Below are 14913 nucleotides of genomic sequence, written 5' to 3' on the forward strand. Positions count from 1 at the left end.
TAACCGGACGTTCACTTGATTATCCCCATTTTATCCCCACATCGAGTTTTGAGGAATCTTTTTTCCCTTTTAAACTTGAATAAATGATACAATTCCAGGTTCATTGACTTCCCCTGAGACCCTTGTTAAAAAATTTCCTAGCGAAGGGACTGTTGCGTGGCCTCCCAATTTGTTCATCTCCATCTCCATACCCAATATAGCCTGCTAGACGGCGCAAACCAACTCGATCCCCTCTTCAAGCAAGTCAGTGAATTTGGCATGCCTGCAGTCGCCATGACCGATCATGGCAACATGTTTGGCGCAATCGATTTCTTTCAAAAAGGCCAAAACCATGGGGTAAAACCCATCATCGGCTGTGAAGCCTATATGGCTCCGGGAAGTCGTCGACAAAAGCGAGATGGTCATCTGGCACATAACGACTATTACCACCTCATCCTGCTAGCCACCAATCTAACCGGATACCAAAACCTCATGAAACTCTCGAGCAAGGCGTATCTTGAGGGCTTCTACTACAAACCCCGGATGGATAAAGAATTACTGGCTGACCACCACGAAGGTATTATTGCGTTATCTGGATGCTTAAGTGGAGAGATTCCATACTTAATCGGACAGAACAATATGGACGAAGCCCTTCGTGTGGCCGACGAATACCGATCGATTTTTGGCAAAGATCATTATTATCTGGAAGTACAAGCTAATGGACTCGACCATCAAGTCATTGCCAATCGGGGCCTCGTGGACATTCATAAGAAACTCGGCATTCCCTTAGTCGGTACTAATGATTGCCATTACCTCCAAAAACGCGATGCCCGTCCACATGAAATCATGCTCTGCCTCCAGACCGGGAAAACGCTCAAAGACCCCTCACGAATGAAATTCGATACGGATCAACTCTATGTCAAATCCACAGAAGAGATGCTGGCTGATTTCTCTGAACTTCCTTCAGCGGTCTTGAACACCTGCCAAGTCGCCGAACTCTGCGATCTTAAACTGTCATTTGGCGATACCTATCTTCCTCATTATCCAGTGCCGGATGGGCAAACCCGTGAAAGTTATTTACAAAAACTCACGGAAGATGGACTCGCCGCAAGACTGCGAGAACGACCAACTGGCATCGCAAGTGACGCCTACGAACTGCGACTCAAGGCGGAGCTTGAAATTTTAACGTCGATGGGTTACGCCGGTTATTTCCTGGTCGTATGGGACATCATCAACTTTGCCCGGTCACGTGGAATTCCGGTTGGTCCTGGACGCGGCTCAGCGGCAGGGAGTCTTGTCGCATACGCACTTCGAATCACCGACCTCGACCCGCTGTCGTACAATCTGCTGTTTGAACGCTTCTTGAACCCTGAACGCGTCACGATGCCGGATATCGATATGGACTTCTGCATGGACCGTCGCGGCGAAGTCATTAATTATGTCATCGACAAATATGGCGAAGAACATGTCTGCCAGATCATCACATTTGGAACCTTAGGCGCCAAAGCCGCCATTCGTGACGTAGGACGAGTCATGGATATTCCGTATGCGGAAGTAGACCGAGTCGCCAAACTTGTTCCCACTCAATTAAATATCACCTTACAAGATGCTCTGGCTCAAGAACCTCGACTCGAAGAGCTCATCGAGAACGATCCACGAATGAAGGATTTGATGGATACGGCTCAATCCTTGGAAGGTCTGGCCCGGCATGCGTCGACTCATGCCGCCGGGGTGGTCATTTCTCAAAAACCATTGATGGAACATGTTCCACTGTACAAAACCAGTAACGACGAAATCGTCACCCAATACACCATGACCGATGTGGAAAAAGTTGGGCTGGTGAAGTTTGATTTTCTTGGGCTCAAAACGCTGACCATGATTCACCGGGCCGTGCTCCTCATCAATGCCAACACACCTGAATCGGCACACCTGGACATCAATCATATTTCTCTCACAGACGCCCAGACGTACTCCCTACTCGCGACGGGTAAAACCACAGGCATCTTCCAGCTTGAAAGTTCGGGGATGCGGAATTTACTCGTCAAAATTAAACCGGAAAGCTTTGAAGACCTCATTGCCATTCTGGCGCTCTACCGACCTGGGCCATTGGAAAGCGGCATGGTCGATGACTTCATTACACGAAAGCGAGACCCGTCTAAGACCATCTACGACCCGCCGCAGCTCAAATCAATCCTGCAGGAAACCTATGGCGTCATCGTTTATCAAGAACAGGTCATGGCGGTGGCCAACCAACTGGCAGGTTTCAGCCTGGGTCAAGCGGATCTTCTCCGGCGAGCCATGGGGAAGAAAAAACACGAAGAAATGGCCAAACAGAAAGCGTTGTTCATCGAAGGCGCGAAAGAGAAAAGTATTCCAGAGAAGAAGGCTGAAAAACTGTTTGATCAAATGGCCTTTTTTGCCGGGTATGGATTCAATAAATCGCATTCCGCAGCCTATGCCTTAGTGACATATCAAACGGCCTACCTCAAAACTCATCACCCAACGGAATTCATGGCGGCCTTACTCACCACTGAAATGGGCAATACAGATAAAATGGTGGGCTACTTCACGGAATGCCGTGAACGGGGACTGAAAATCCTTCCCCCTGATGTCAATCAAAGTGGAAAGGATTTTTCTGTCGTCCCAGAAGGTATACGATTCGGGTTGGCGGCAATTAAGAATGTGGGTGGCGGTGCGGTTGAAAGTATTTTAGTCACACGCGAAGAAAACGGCGCATTTCGATCATTCTATGACTTTTGCTGCCAGATTGATTTACAAAAGGTCAACAAACGCGTTGTTGAAGGGCTGATTAAAGTCGGGGCATTTGACTCCATGAAACTCACCCGTTCACAACTCATGGCCATTCTCGAAAAAGCGCTCGAGGAAGCCAATACCGTCCAACGACGGAAACGTCACGGCCAGACCAGCCTCTTTGAAGTCATAGAGGAAGACAGTACGAATGACACGTCAACACCTCTCGAATTTACCTTGCCCAATCTAAGCGAATGGTCCCAACCGGAGCTATTGAAATACGAACGGGAATTGACTGGCTTCTACATCACCGCTCACCCGTTGAACCGACATGCAGCTGCCATTAAACAGTTTTCAACCAGCACAACCGCCACACTCACGGAAGTTCGGGAAGGAAAAGATATTAAATTGTGTGGCGTCGTCTCTTCGATCAAGCACCATACAACCAAACGTGGAGATCCGATGGCCTATATCCAGCTAGAAGATCTGTACGGGACCGTTGAAATTATTGTCTTCCCCGAACTCTTCAAAAGCAGTGGAGAGCATATGGTTCCCGAGTCTATTATTCAGATCACGGGAACCGTCGATCAGATGGACAGCGGCACACGTATCAAGGCTACGGCTATCCAGCCAATTCATGAACTCTTGTCTCGAAAGATTAAGTCTTTAACACTCAACATTGATGAAACCGTCACGCAAGATAGCAGCCTGGATCATTTACACAGCATTTTCCAGCGACACCCGGGACCGGTCTCAGTCTCGATTCATTTTTCTCTCCAAAGTCAGATACGCGCGAAAACCTCTCCGCTCCCAAACTTGGGGGTCCTCCCCAACGCCGAGTTCATGGAAGAGATTGAACATATCCTGGGAAAATCGACTGTGACCCTTCACGAATAACCGCAGCGAATAGGGAGAACCTTGTGAGAGAATACCTCGACTTCGAAAAACCTCTACGTGAGCTTGAAGAGCGAATTACTCGTCTCCAAAAATCCAACTCTCAAAAACAGTCGGTACTCGACCAGATTGAAAAACAAACCGTACGCTTGAACGAACTTGAGAGAGAACTCTACGGGAACCTCACCCCATGGCAACATAGCCAAATTGCCAGACATCCCCAGCGTCCATCCATCTCAAACTATTTGGAGGTCATGACCCAAGATTTCCTCGAACTCCACGGTGACCGTCTCTTCGGCGACGATCATGCCATTCTCGGTGGTTTTACCACCCTGAAAGACCGGACAGTCATGGTGATTGGACAAGAAAAAGGAAAAACCTTAAAAGAACGCATGCGACGCAATTTTGGCATGCCAAACCCTGAGGGGTATCGAAAAGCCCTTCGCCTTATGAAAATGGCTGAAAAGTTTGGCCGTCCGATCATTACCTTTATTGACACGCCTGGAGCATACCCCGGCATTGATGCCGAACAACGGGGACAAGCCGAAGCCATTGCCAGAAATTTGCTGACCATGGCACGTCTTCGTGTACCCATCATCGCGATTATTACCGGGGAAGGTGGAAGTGGAGGGGCCTTGGCTTTAGGGGTTGCTGACCGAGTGTTTATCCTGGAGCATTCAATCTATTCAGTCATTTCGCCTGAAGGATGCGCGGCTATTTTATGGGACGATGCGTCAAAAGCCGCTCAAGCTGCCTCGGCGCTGAAACTCACGGCTCCAGAACTTCTCAAGCTTGGCATCGTGGATCAAGTGATTCCCGAGCCATTGGGAGGGGCGCATCGTGACATTGAAACCACCGCGCAGCATCTCGTGCAATCCATTGACTCGACACTTCAGCAACTTGACAAACTGTCGTCAACAACGCTCTTACATGAACGTGATGCGAAGTTCAGGAAAATGCAAGCCATTTGCGAAACCAAACACGATCACCAGGTCAACACAGCCACTTGAATTTGATCTTATACAGAACCCCTTCACACGCCTTTTCTTAACTCAACCGGCAGGCACAAACCCAAGACCTGTTCGAATCAACACGCGCTCTCCTGACTCTAAAGGCTCACGTCGTCGGACGATCACACTCCTACCCACTTTAGGGAACCTTGTAGACATACCAATAGATGCCTCGCAAGAGCTACCAGCTATCACCAATTCAACGAGCATGTAATATTCAAGTAGGAATTTACGCTGAGTCATCTGACCGTATCCAAGTATATCTTCTTGTATCCATTGGATTCGCTCGAGAGACACAGTGCAGAGCATAACGGCCTTGCAGACATTGACTCTCGCCAAAGAAATGTGCACCATACATTCCCGCAAGTCATATCGAATTCATTCACATACCACCATAGGTATATCATGGATGTCGATGACGATCTCTTCTCGATCAATGTCAATTGCGACGTAAAAGTCACTTACGTCGGACATGGTCAGCATAAAGTCGTCACCGCCGATCATTTCTATCGCCACCCAGAGAAAGTTTTCGCTTTCGCACAGCACCTGCCATATACCAACCGGTTCGAAATCATCGGGAATTTCCCAGGATATCGAGCGGTAGCACACAAAGATACTCAACCGGTTATCCAGGCCATCAGCCAACTGTGGAACGCATCATTACATCCGACATTTAGCCCGCAACTAGTTGTCTTTTCCAGGATAACGAATAATCGCTATCATCTTAATATTGGACAACGTCAACCACACATTGACCAAGACATCACAGCCATGATTTGGCTTAATCCGCTGGAGTCCTGTGCAGGGGGTACCGGTTTGTTTCGGCATAAACCGACAAATTTGGAGCGTCTGCCCAAAATCCCCAACCAGGAGATTCGTGCCCTTGCAGACCACTTTGATTTAGCTGATGAATTTTTCAATGATCCGGACGGATATGAAAACTTTCAAAACAGTATGATTTTTAACCCGCTATTCGCTTGCCAAGAAAATCGATACATTAACGAGGGGAATGAATATTGGGAGCTTCTCCACCTGATTGAGATGAAGCCAAATCGCCTCATGATTTTTGATGGACGATGTTTTCACTCACAATATATACAGCCAGAACACTATACGAACGAATTCAGGGTCAACCAAATTCTGTATTTAAGCCTTGACTAGAAAGACCCTGCAATTGGCTATAACGCAACTCGCATGAGTCGGCACATCCCGTATCAGGCCCACACCCAGGAGCCCTACCAGATAACTACCTAGGCATTCTATCCTAATAAACTTATCCCCTAGCAATTCACAAGCAAAAAATCAAGCGAAATTTCATGAGAAATTCGAGATAAATCTGGAAAAAACTATACTGACTCTGACTGCACTAAGAGATTAAAAGATCATGTAATTCAAATACTTACAAATGTATTGCTTGAAATTTATGGATATTACAAGAGAAAATATTTCTCAGAACGCTTTCACCCTTTCCAGGCAAGCTATTTCACGTATATCACAGGTTATCCACATCTAAAAACTGCTTGTCTTTAGCTGATACTTTGATACGGTATTTTTTGTTTTTTTGGAGGCATCACGCTTGACTCGACTCTCCGTGAAAATGTCTCTCTTCCCGATAGGATTTTGCCACAAAAATAAAGAGGATCGACACAATCAACATGATGCCGGAGAAAAAATAATAGTAGCTGGCTCCATTGAGCCATGTCGTTCCGTCAGGGTTTTGGATGAAGTAATTAACGAACGATGTGAATGCATTTCCTAGAGAAACAGAGAGTAGAAACAGCGACATAATGACGGACTTCAGCTTCAGCGGTGCTTGTGTATAGGAAAACTCCAAACAGGTAATTGAGACCATGACCTCGGCTCCAGTCATCACAACATAGGCCACCAGCTGCCATACAATATTCGGACGAAGCCCAGCCTCAATCTGTTGTTCGATAGAGGCTGAAATCAAAAACGCGAACATGGTCACGAAAAACCCCATTGAAATTTTCCGCAATGGGGTGAGTGGAAATATCCGATCAATTGCTGGATAGATTCCATAGGTAAAGACCGGAATAAAAATCATAATGAGTATAGGGTTGACGGCTTGAACCTGAGACGATAACCAGTCGATCCCCAGCCAGTGCCGATCCATCTGCTTCGCCTGGAGCACCCATGCCGAAGAGGTCTGATCGTAGAGAGACCAAAAAAAGGCCACAAAGAGAAAAATACCAGAGAGCTTAAGAGTTGCCTGCCATACCTCAGCGCTTTTCAACTCGGCGAGAAACTGGCGAGGCTGAGGATGAACATGCACATATTCATAGCGTCCCAACCAAAACACGAACGTTGCACAGAGCATCAACAAACCAGGTACGCCAAATGCCACATCAGGACCATAGTGCTTGAGCAACCATGGCGTGAGTAAGGTTGAGATAAAGGCACCAAAGTTGATGGAGAAATAAAACCAAGAAAAAGCTTGAGAGAGGAGATGCTGATTTCGCATACCAAATTGATCACCCAACACAGCCGACACACAGGGTTTAATCCCACCAGAACCAATCGCGATGAGCGTGAGTCCGATCAAGAGCCCCACACGCGTTTGATCGACCGCCAACGCAAAATGTCCAGCACAGTACACCAGAGACAGGGGAATAATTGTATTGTATTTTCCCAACCATCCATCCGCGAGTAATGCCCCCAGGAACGGGAAAAAATACACCGCAGACGTAAATAAATGAAAATGGGCACGCGCTTCAGCATCAGTCATCACATCAAGCGCACCATCCTGATTCAACAACAGCTCCGTCATAAAGACGATTAAAATGGCGCGCATGCCGTAAAAACTAAATCGTTCCGCCCCTTCATTCGCAACGAGATGAAACACGCCAGGTGGCATGCCATCAGTAGGCAATGGTGTAGTGCGAAATGATCGTTTAGACATGAATGTTCGTAGTCATGTTACACAATGTGCGTTACTACACTGGGCATTCTAGCAAACTCAGATCTGAGTCGAGTGATTCACAGGGTGATTTCAAGTTCAAGGTAGGAACACCTTGAATCACACAGCGAGCACAACATGCGACTAGATATATATGATTCATGAAATACGGAGATGAAAGTCAGTGGATTGACACAAAGTCAGCCTGCATAGCTAGCGGAAAGAAGGTGCTCCCCTCAGAGAACACGGGAAGTGACAACACGCCTCGTGGCGTAATAATGGAGAAATTGCCGCATTGGCATTTCGCTTCATCGTCGTAACACACAACCGTTACGTCACTGACATGAAACCAGAATATGGAGTGTGCGAAGACTAGCGCTTCAGTTCACCCTGTTTTTCTTGTTCCATTTTTTCAAAAAAGCGATCAGCATCATTTCGAATTTCTTCTTTTGAGGGCTCTGATGTCGGCTCGGTCGGCGTACTACAACCGAATATCCCGACACAAAGCAGTACAACCAACAGGCAACTCACAGTCCTGCCGACCAAGGAGCCCGTCTCATGCATTAGCGCTGGTGAATGTTGTAAATTCCAGGGACGTAGGCACCGTCTGTTCATCATCGACTCCTCCTTGTCTTGTACATGCGTCTCATAATGAGAAAAGATCACGGCTAACCAAAACTATTTCCCGACAGTATGTACATGCTCAATCGTTCATGATGCAATGGGTTGCACAATAAACATAGTCGAAAGCCTCCCTGACGTTCAGACACTCCAGAAATTGACTGGATTGAAGGCGTCTGTTACCGTATCTCACCTATAGCCGTTCCATATTCCCCTAGTGCTTGCAAGGGGTTATTCACTCAGTAGAGCCCGCGCTGCTGGAAACAATCGACTTTCGCTATCGTCATATCGAGGGGCTGTAACGTCCATTCTATTTCACCAAACAATTGGAGTCTATCGTGTCACCTACTGCTTCTGGCCAGTCACTGCAATCGCTGCAACATTACGCTACTCAATTACGGATTCATAGTATTCAAGGAACGACCAAAGCGGGAAATGGTCACCCGACAAGTTGTTGCTCAGCCGCTGACATTGTCGCCACCTTGTTCTTTCGCATTATGCGGTATGATCCCACCAATCCGAAACAGCGTGGCAATGACCGGTTTATCCTATCGAAAGGACATGCCGCTCCACTGCTTTACGCTGCCTGGGCTGAAGCCGGCTTCATCCAACGAGAAGACCTCTTAACCTTACGAAAACTCAGTTCGGACCTCGAAGGTCACCCAACGCCTCGACTGCCTTTTGTGGACATGGCCACCGGCTCACTCGGCCAAGGCCTTTGCGGTGGTGTAGGAATTGCGCTCAATCATAAATACCTCGATCAAAACGATGCACGTGTCTATGTATTAATGGGTGACGGGGAATCGGTAGAAGGATCGGTTTGGGAAGCGGCGGAAATTGCTCAGCACAAACAACTCGACAACCTCTGCGCCATTGTCGACATTAATCGCCTCGGTCAATCCGACCCAACGCTACTGCAACATGATATGAACGCGTATCAAGCACGATGGAAGGGATTCGGGTGGCATGCCATTCCTGTCGATGGACATGACCATGCCGCGTTACTTGAAGCCTTTCACGAAGCGGCAAACACCCATGACCGACCAACCGTTATATTAGCCAAGACATTTAAAGGCAAAGGGATTTCGTTTACCGAAGATAAAATGAATTGGCATGGAAAACCGCTCAGCCAAGAAGATGCTCAGCGAGCTATTCAAGAACTCTCAGCATTCTTGAATACGGAAGAGGGCCCTCCATCGATTCAGGCCCCAACTCCTTACGAAGCACCACCTCCAAAAATCTTACCGGTTGCACCACCAGCATATGATGCGCAAAAGCCCGTGGCCACACGTGAAGCGTTTGGAGAAGCGCTTGTTCATTTAGGCGAAGTGAACCCTTTGGTCGTCACTCTTGATGCCGATGTCAAGAACTCCACCTTCACCGATAAATTTGGCCAACGCTTTCCAACACGATTTTTTGAAAATTTCATTGCCGAACAAAACATGGTTGGTGCAGCGGCGGGACTTGCGGCATGCGGCAAGATTCCATTTGCGGCAACCTTTGCCTGCTTCCTCACTCGTGCATACGACTTCATTCGAATGTCGGCTATCAGTCAAGCCAATATTAAATTAATGGGATCGCATGCTGGAGTGAGCATTGGCGAAGATGGGCCATCACAAATGGGCCTCGAAGACTTAGCCATGATGTCAGTGCAGCCTGGTGTGACCGTTCTTTATCCGTCCGATGCCGTCTGTGCCTATCATTTAGTGCAAGCGGCTGCCTCCCATGACGGCATGGTCTATATGCGGACAAGCCGACCCAAAACCCCAATTCTCTATGGTAATGATGACATTTTCCATATTGGAGGGTCTAAAGTTCTTCGGCAAAGCGAGCAGGACCGCTTAACTATTGTCGCCGCTGGCGTCACGCTGTTCGAAGCCTTAAAAGCCTATGACGAACTCGCTGCGGCTGGCATTCATGTTCGTATTGTCGACCTCTACAGTATCGTCCCGATTGATACAGCAACACTCTTAGAATGTGCCCGTGCGACGTCACATACCTTCCTCACAGTTGAAGATCATTATGCGCACGGAGGATTGGGCGATGCCGTGCTGAGCGCATTGTCGGGCGAAGGCATTCGTCTCCACAAACTCGCTGTTCGAGAAATTCCGCATAGCGGCAAACCTGATGAATTACTGGATCGTTACGGGATTAGTGCCCGAGTCATCGTGGAGACCGCGAAGCGACTCGTCTGACCATCATTTTCTGCCATGTCGAACCTAAGCGTCTTTCAAACATTGCCGCGCCTTCACTGATTGAGCGCTGTGGATCTGGAACAACTCGAAAAACACACAATCGAGCTACCTTACCAGAAGAATGAATTTACTTTTCCAAATGATACTGCTACCGAGGGGCTTTATATCCTAAAAGAAAATGCGGTCAAATGCGTCAATTTTTCTTCTGAAGGATAAGAAGTCACACTCAAGGTTTGTATGCCCAGTGATTTATTTTGCTGTAAAACTTCAACCTTGAATGGCACAGCTGCCGAGCTGTGCTCAGTCTATGTATAATGCCACAGTTGTAAAATTCAACCGCAAGGCATTGCTCAATACACTACAACAAAACCCAGAGATCGCTATTCAAAGCATGAGTAATTTATGGGATAGCCTATCTGAAGCTCATAATATCGCCAAAGGTTTTACTCTGGATTTCCGCAGAGCGACAATTAACTTCCTTGTTGGTCAACGTGGCAAAGAGAGCGGGAATTCATGAAGTTGAGCACAGATGAAGGCCGTTGACAAATCAAATTCTTCACGAACTATACTGAGAATTTCCATTCTGGACATCGAGACCTCCGTGAGTGAAAAAATGAGGTATAGGTATCTTGATGTCTCAATGAAGACAATTCGTCTTCTGAGAAACAGATAATGAAGACGAGTGAAGTATAGAACGAAAAAAGACGACGAGAAGTTCTTGTCACCTGGCGAGCACTAACGTACCTCCCGTTCCCTGAGAATTAGTCCCGTTTTCCAAAACTGACCCAAGTTCTAATCCGAGCACATTAAACAAGGATTTCTTTCACTTTTTCAAGAAGGGTATCAAGTGAATAGGGCTTTTGGATAAATCCATCAAACGGCTGTTGTTCATTCAAATCAGTCACCACTAACTCTTCCGTATAGCCACTTGAAAGAATGACAGGCACATCTATAGATATTCCGCGCATCCCTATCAAGACTTGTTTTCCATTCAGGCCTGGCATGGTCAAATCTAACAGCACACCAGTCAGATCCTCCGCATGCTCTTCGAATAGCCGCAGGGCTTCATAGCCATCTTGAGCTGTCAAGACGGTAAACCCCAACTGCCCAAGGAACATCTCCGTCGTTAGACAAATTTCTTCTTCATCGTCGACGACTAAAAAGAGGCCATGGCCCCGCCACGAATCATCAATCTCAGAGGACACCTCCGGCGCAGGAAGAATGTCTTGATCCTGAGCGATGGGAAAGAGCACACGAAAGGTACTACCATGCCCAACCTCGCTTAAGACATGAACGGCGCCGCCATGCGTCCTTGTAATTCCAACCAAAGAAGCTAGACCCAACCCCCGTCCAATAAATTTACTTGTAAAGAATGGATCAAAAATATTTTTCATCGTTTCAGGATTAATTCCAATGCCGTTGTCTTTCACCTCCACATAGACCACATCACCATCAGCCACATCTGCGACAAAATGACAGTGCGATAGATAGGCGCGATCCACCACCATCATCCCCGTGGTCAAGGTGATCCTGCCTCTAGCATTGGAGAAAGACTCAGAAGCATTCGTGATCAGATTCAGCACAATCTGTCGGAGTTGTGACGGGTCACCTTGAATCCTGGGAAGTCTGGCATCTAAGTCAAAGGTCAGCACGGTTCCTTTCGAAATAGCACCTTCAAGGAGATGTCTTATTTCCTCAACCAGATCGGTCAGATTAACAGGTTCACGTGTGAGGGGCTCACGCCCGGCATAGGCCAACATTTGATTCGCGAGTTCTCCTCCACTCAACGCTGCTTTTTCAATTTTTTTAAAATGAGTGTTTGCTTGGCTCTCTGTGGGCAACACTCGAATTCCAAGCCTAGCATGGGAAGAAATTGCAGCTAGCAAATTATTGAAATCATGGGCAATCCCTCCAGCCAACACTCCCAGACTTTCTAATTTTTGCGCATGGTGCAGTTGCTCTTCCAATTGCTTGCGTTTGGTCATGTCCAGCATCGCTGTACGACATTCGGCGACTCGTTTGCCGTGGCCATATATTGGAACACTTTCAAGAATGACACACAATCGCTTCCCATCATGCTGCTCAAACTCTAGTTCAACGGATTCAGTAATCGCACCAGAAAATATCTTTTTGAGATGAGCGGAAAACGCTTTTTTGTAATCAGACTTCACACGAATCGACATCCGTGTCTGGGTGAGGTGCTGGCGTTCGAACCCGAGCATTTCAGCGCCCGTAATGTTAATCTCAAGAATGATACTCTGCCAGTTAAGGGTGAAATACCCGATAGGCGCACTTTCAAAAAGATCAAAGTATTTATGATTTGATCGTTCAAGCTCTTCCTGCATTTGGCGTAATTCTTCATTTTGTGATCGCAACTCTTCTTGATGAATCTTCAAATTTTCCAGTGTGTTTTCTAATTGCTTCTTGATGGTTGCCTGTTGTGCATCTCGGGTTCGTAACGATTCCATCTCTGTCCGTACTTGTTGTATTTCCACTCGTAACTGCGAGATGGTTTTTCCTGCGGCCATAGAACATCCTCCTCTATAGAAACTCCAATGCCAATTACCGTACACCGGCCCACACTCACGGAAAACAGCAGTAGGTCGGTTGCCTAAAACGCTATACGATTACTGTGATACTCCGCTCCACTTCTCACAAGGTGTCATGCAAATGTGTGGAAGGAAAATAGAGTTCACATGTGGAAAGGGAACACAACGAGAATAGAGGACAAGGTCTCCATGCTCCGAGATGTTTATTCCACAGACAACGCCTCCTGAATCACGTGATCGAGTTCAGCAATGACTAACGGTTTCATAAGATAGGCAAAAATACCCATTTTCTTCGCCTTGTCTGGGGTCATGACATGACTAAAGCCCGTCATAAGGATAATGGGGAGATCAGGCCGGAGCACCAACAGCTGTTTTGCCAAAGCCTCACCCGTGAGCCTGGGCATCGTTTGATCAGTGACTACCGTATCGAAGTGATCGGGATTCTCCTTCATGACCATCAATGCTTCCGCTCCACTCCCACATGCTACAACATCGTATCCCAATTGTTGCAGGAGCTCCTCGCCCATTCGAACCAATGCCACCTCATCATCAACAAAAAGAATACGCCCGTTTTTTCGAGGCATCGAGGGAAGAGGCTGGAAAACCGGAACAGGTGCATCGACATGGATCGGAAGGTAGACCGCAATCGTTGTGCCGTGAGGGCCTGTCTTTTCTACCTGAATCATTCCATTATGTGTGGCAATGATGCCATGCACCATCGCCAAACCCATCCCGGTACCTTCACCGATGTCTTTGGTCGTAAAGAACGGATCAAAAATCCGCTCTTGGACTTCCCTGGACATACCTGATCCTGTATCTGAGATGGTGAGGTAAAGATGGGCTCCAGGTTTGAGCGGAGGATGCTGTCTTGCCCATTCGAGCGATACCTCGGCCTCTCGCATGTTGATATCTAGGAATCCCCCAGTTTTGCGCATCGCGTATTCAGCATTGGTACACAAATTAATAAGCACTTGATGCAATTCGGTTGGATCGCCGTACACGCATGTTGATTGAGCTTTCAATGAGGTACGGATGTGGATCGTCGAGGGTAACGTGGCTCGTAACAGATGAAGCGCCTCCTGAATCAGCGAGTTCATGATCACCGCCTGTTTTTCAGTTTCCGCCTGACGACTAAACATCAAAATCTGTTTGACCAGATCTCTGGCTCGAAATCCGGCAACTAGCACTTCACTCAGATTCGATCGTAAAGGACTGGCAGCCGGAAGTTTCCCCTGAACCATTTCTGTATAGCCCAGAATCCCCATCAGAATGTTGTTGAAATCATGCGCAATGCCTCCAGCTAAAGTCCCAATGGCTTCCATTTTGTGCGTGTGGCGAAGCCGTCGTTCCGTACGAAGCAACATTTCCTCTGCGTGTTTTCGTTTGGTGATGTCTAGCAACGCGGTCTGGAACCGCCGCATGCCCTGTTGTTCATCAATTAAGACACTTTCAACTGTGGCATGGACCACTCGCCCACTACTATGCACACATTCCACTTCGGCAGACGCCGAGGTCGCCACCTCAGAAATGCTGCTTAAATGACCAGAGAACGCCCGTCGGGTCGACTGAGTCAAATACGGAAGAAGGGGTTTCCCAATGAGATAATTCCGACTATACCCCAACAATTCCGCGCCTTTATTATTCACCTTCTGCACTTTTCCATATTGATCGAGGATAAAGTAGCCAATTGGTGCGGATTCAAAGAGATTCACATACTGCTGGCGAGACTCCTCAAGATCTTCTTGCGTTTGGCGAAGCGACTCATTTTGCGTTCGAAGTTCCTCTTGATGAATATTTAGATTCTCCAAGGTGTTTTGGAGTTTGGATTCAACATGCTGGAAACCAGCAAGCTGTGCTCGCAAATCAGCATTTTCACGCTGAAGATCCAACAACTCAAACCCTGGGCCAGCACTGAGTTTTTTGCTACGGACACGACTCATAGAACATTCCCTAAACTCATGACGTCGGCGAGCCTTCGACCTACGCCGGATTTATTG

Annotated in this window: 9 protein-coding genes; 5 read left to right on the plus strand and 4 right to left on the minus strand. The window is 47.4% G+C overall.

Annotated elements, in window-relative coordinates; genetic code table 11:
- Window positions 1-156: 156 nt before the first annotated feature.
- The 3 genes from ACWHX8_RS11235 (at window position 157) to ACWHX8_RS11245 (ending at window position 5795) form a co-directional block, all read left to right on the plus strand.
- Window positions 157-3627 carry a DNA polymerase III subunit alpha gene (locus ACWHX8_RS11235; RefSeq protein ID WP_447968215.1) on the plus strand — a complete coding sequence of 1157 codons (3471 nt, stop codon included), beginning with the start codon at window positions 157-159 and terminating at the stop codon, window positions 3625-3627.
- Window positions 3628-3650: 23 nt separating this feature from the next.
- Entirely contained in the window at window positions 3651-4634 is a 984-nt protein-coding gene (locus ACWHX8_RS11240) for an acetyl-CoA carboxylase carboxyltransferase subunit alpha (RefSeq protein ID WP_447968216.1), read from the plus strand.
- 405 nt (window positions 4635-5039) lie between these two features.
- Window positions 5040-5795, plus strand: coding sequence for a DUF6445 family protein (locus ACWHX8_RS11245; protein WP_447968217.1), 756 nt, complete (start codon window positions 5040-5042; stop codon window positions 5793-5795).
- A 409-nt stretch (window positions 5796-6204) separates the two neighbouring features.
- Here ACWHX8_RS11245 and ACWHX8_RS11250 read toward each other — a convergent pair whose 3' ends face one another.
- Both ACWHX8_RS11250 and ACWHX8_RS11255 read right to left on the minus strand, forming a co-directional pair.
- On the minus strand, window positions 6205-7554 hold the full coding sequence (locus tag ACWHX8_RS11250) for a POT family MFS transporter (RefSeq protein ID WP_447968218.1): 1350 nt from the start codon (window positions 7552-7554) through the stop codon (window positions 6205-6207).
- Window positions 7555-7923: 369 nt separating this feature from the next.
- Window positions 7924-8169: a hypothetical protein gene (locus ACWHX8_RS11255; RefSeq protein ID WP_447968219.1), complete on the minus strand. Its 246-nt coding sequence runs from the start codon at window positions 8167-8169 to the stop codon at window positions 7924-7926.
- Between the two features lie 341 nt (window positions 8170-8510).
- Between ACWHX8_RS11255 and ACWHX8_RS11260 the strand changes: the two genes are divergently transcribed.
- The gene (locus ACWHX8_RS11260; protein WP_447968220.1) at window positions 8511-10367 is read left to right on the plus strand and encodes a transketolase; all 1857 of its coding nucleotides are present in this window, start codon (window positions 8511-8513) and stop codon (window positions 10365-10367) included.
- 307 nt (window positions 10368-10674) lie between these two features.
- Complete coding sequence (locus ACWHX8_RS11265; RefSeq protein WP_447968221.1) at window positions 10675-10884, plus strand: hypothetical protein; 210 nt, start codon at window positions 10675-10677, stop codon at window positions 10882-10884.
- Between the two features lie 289 nt (window positions 10885-11173).
- On the opposite strand, the gene ACWHX8_RS11270 is transcribed toward ACWHX8_RS11265, so the two are convergent.
- On the minus strand, window positions 11174-12895 hold the full coding sequence (locus tag ACWHX8_RS11270) for an ATP-binding protein (protein WP_447968222.1): 1722 nt from the start codon (window positions 12893-12895) through the stop codon (window positions 11174-11176).
- 224 nt (window positions 12896-13119) lie between these two features.
- Window positions 13120-14856, minus strand: a complete 1737-nt coding sequence (locus ACWHX8_RS11275) for an ATP-binding protein (RefSeq protein WP_447968223.1) — start codon at window positions 14854-14856, stop codon at window positions 13120-13122.
- Window positions 14857-14913 lie beyond the last annotated feature (57 nt).

It is taken from the genome of Nitrospira sp. M1 (genome assembly GCF_965152605.1).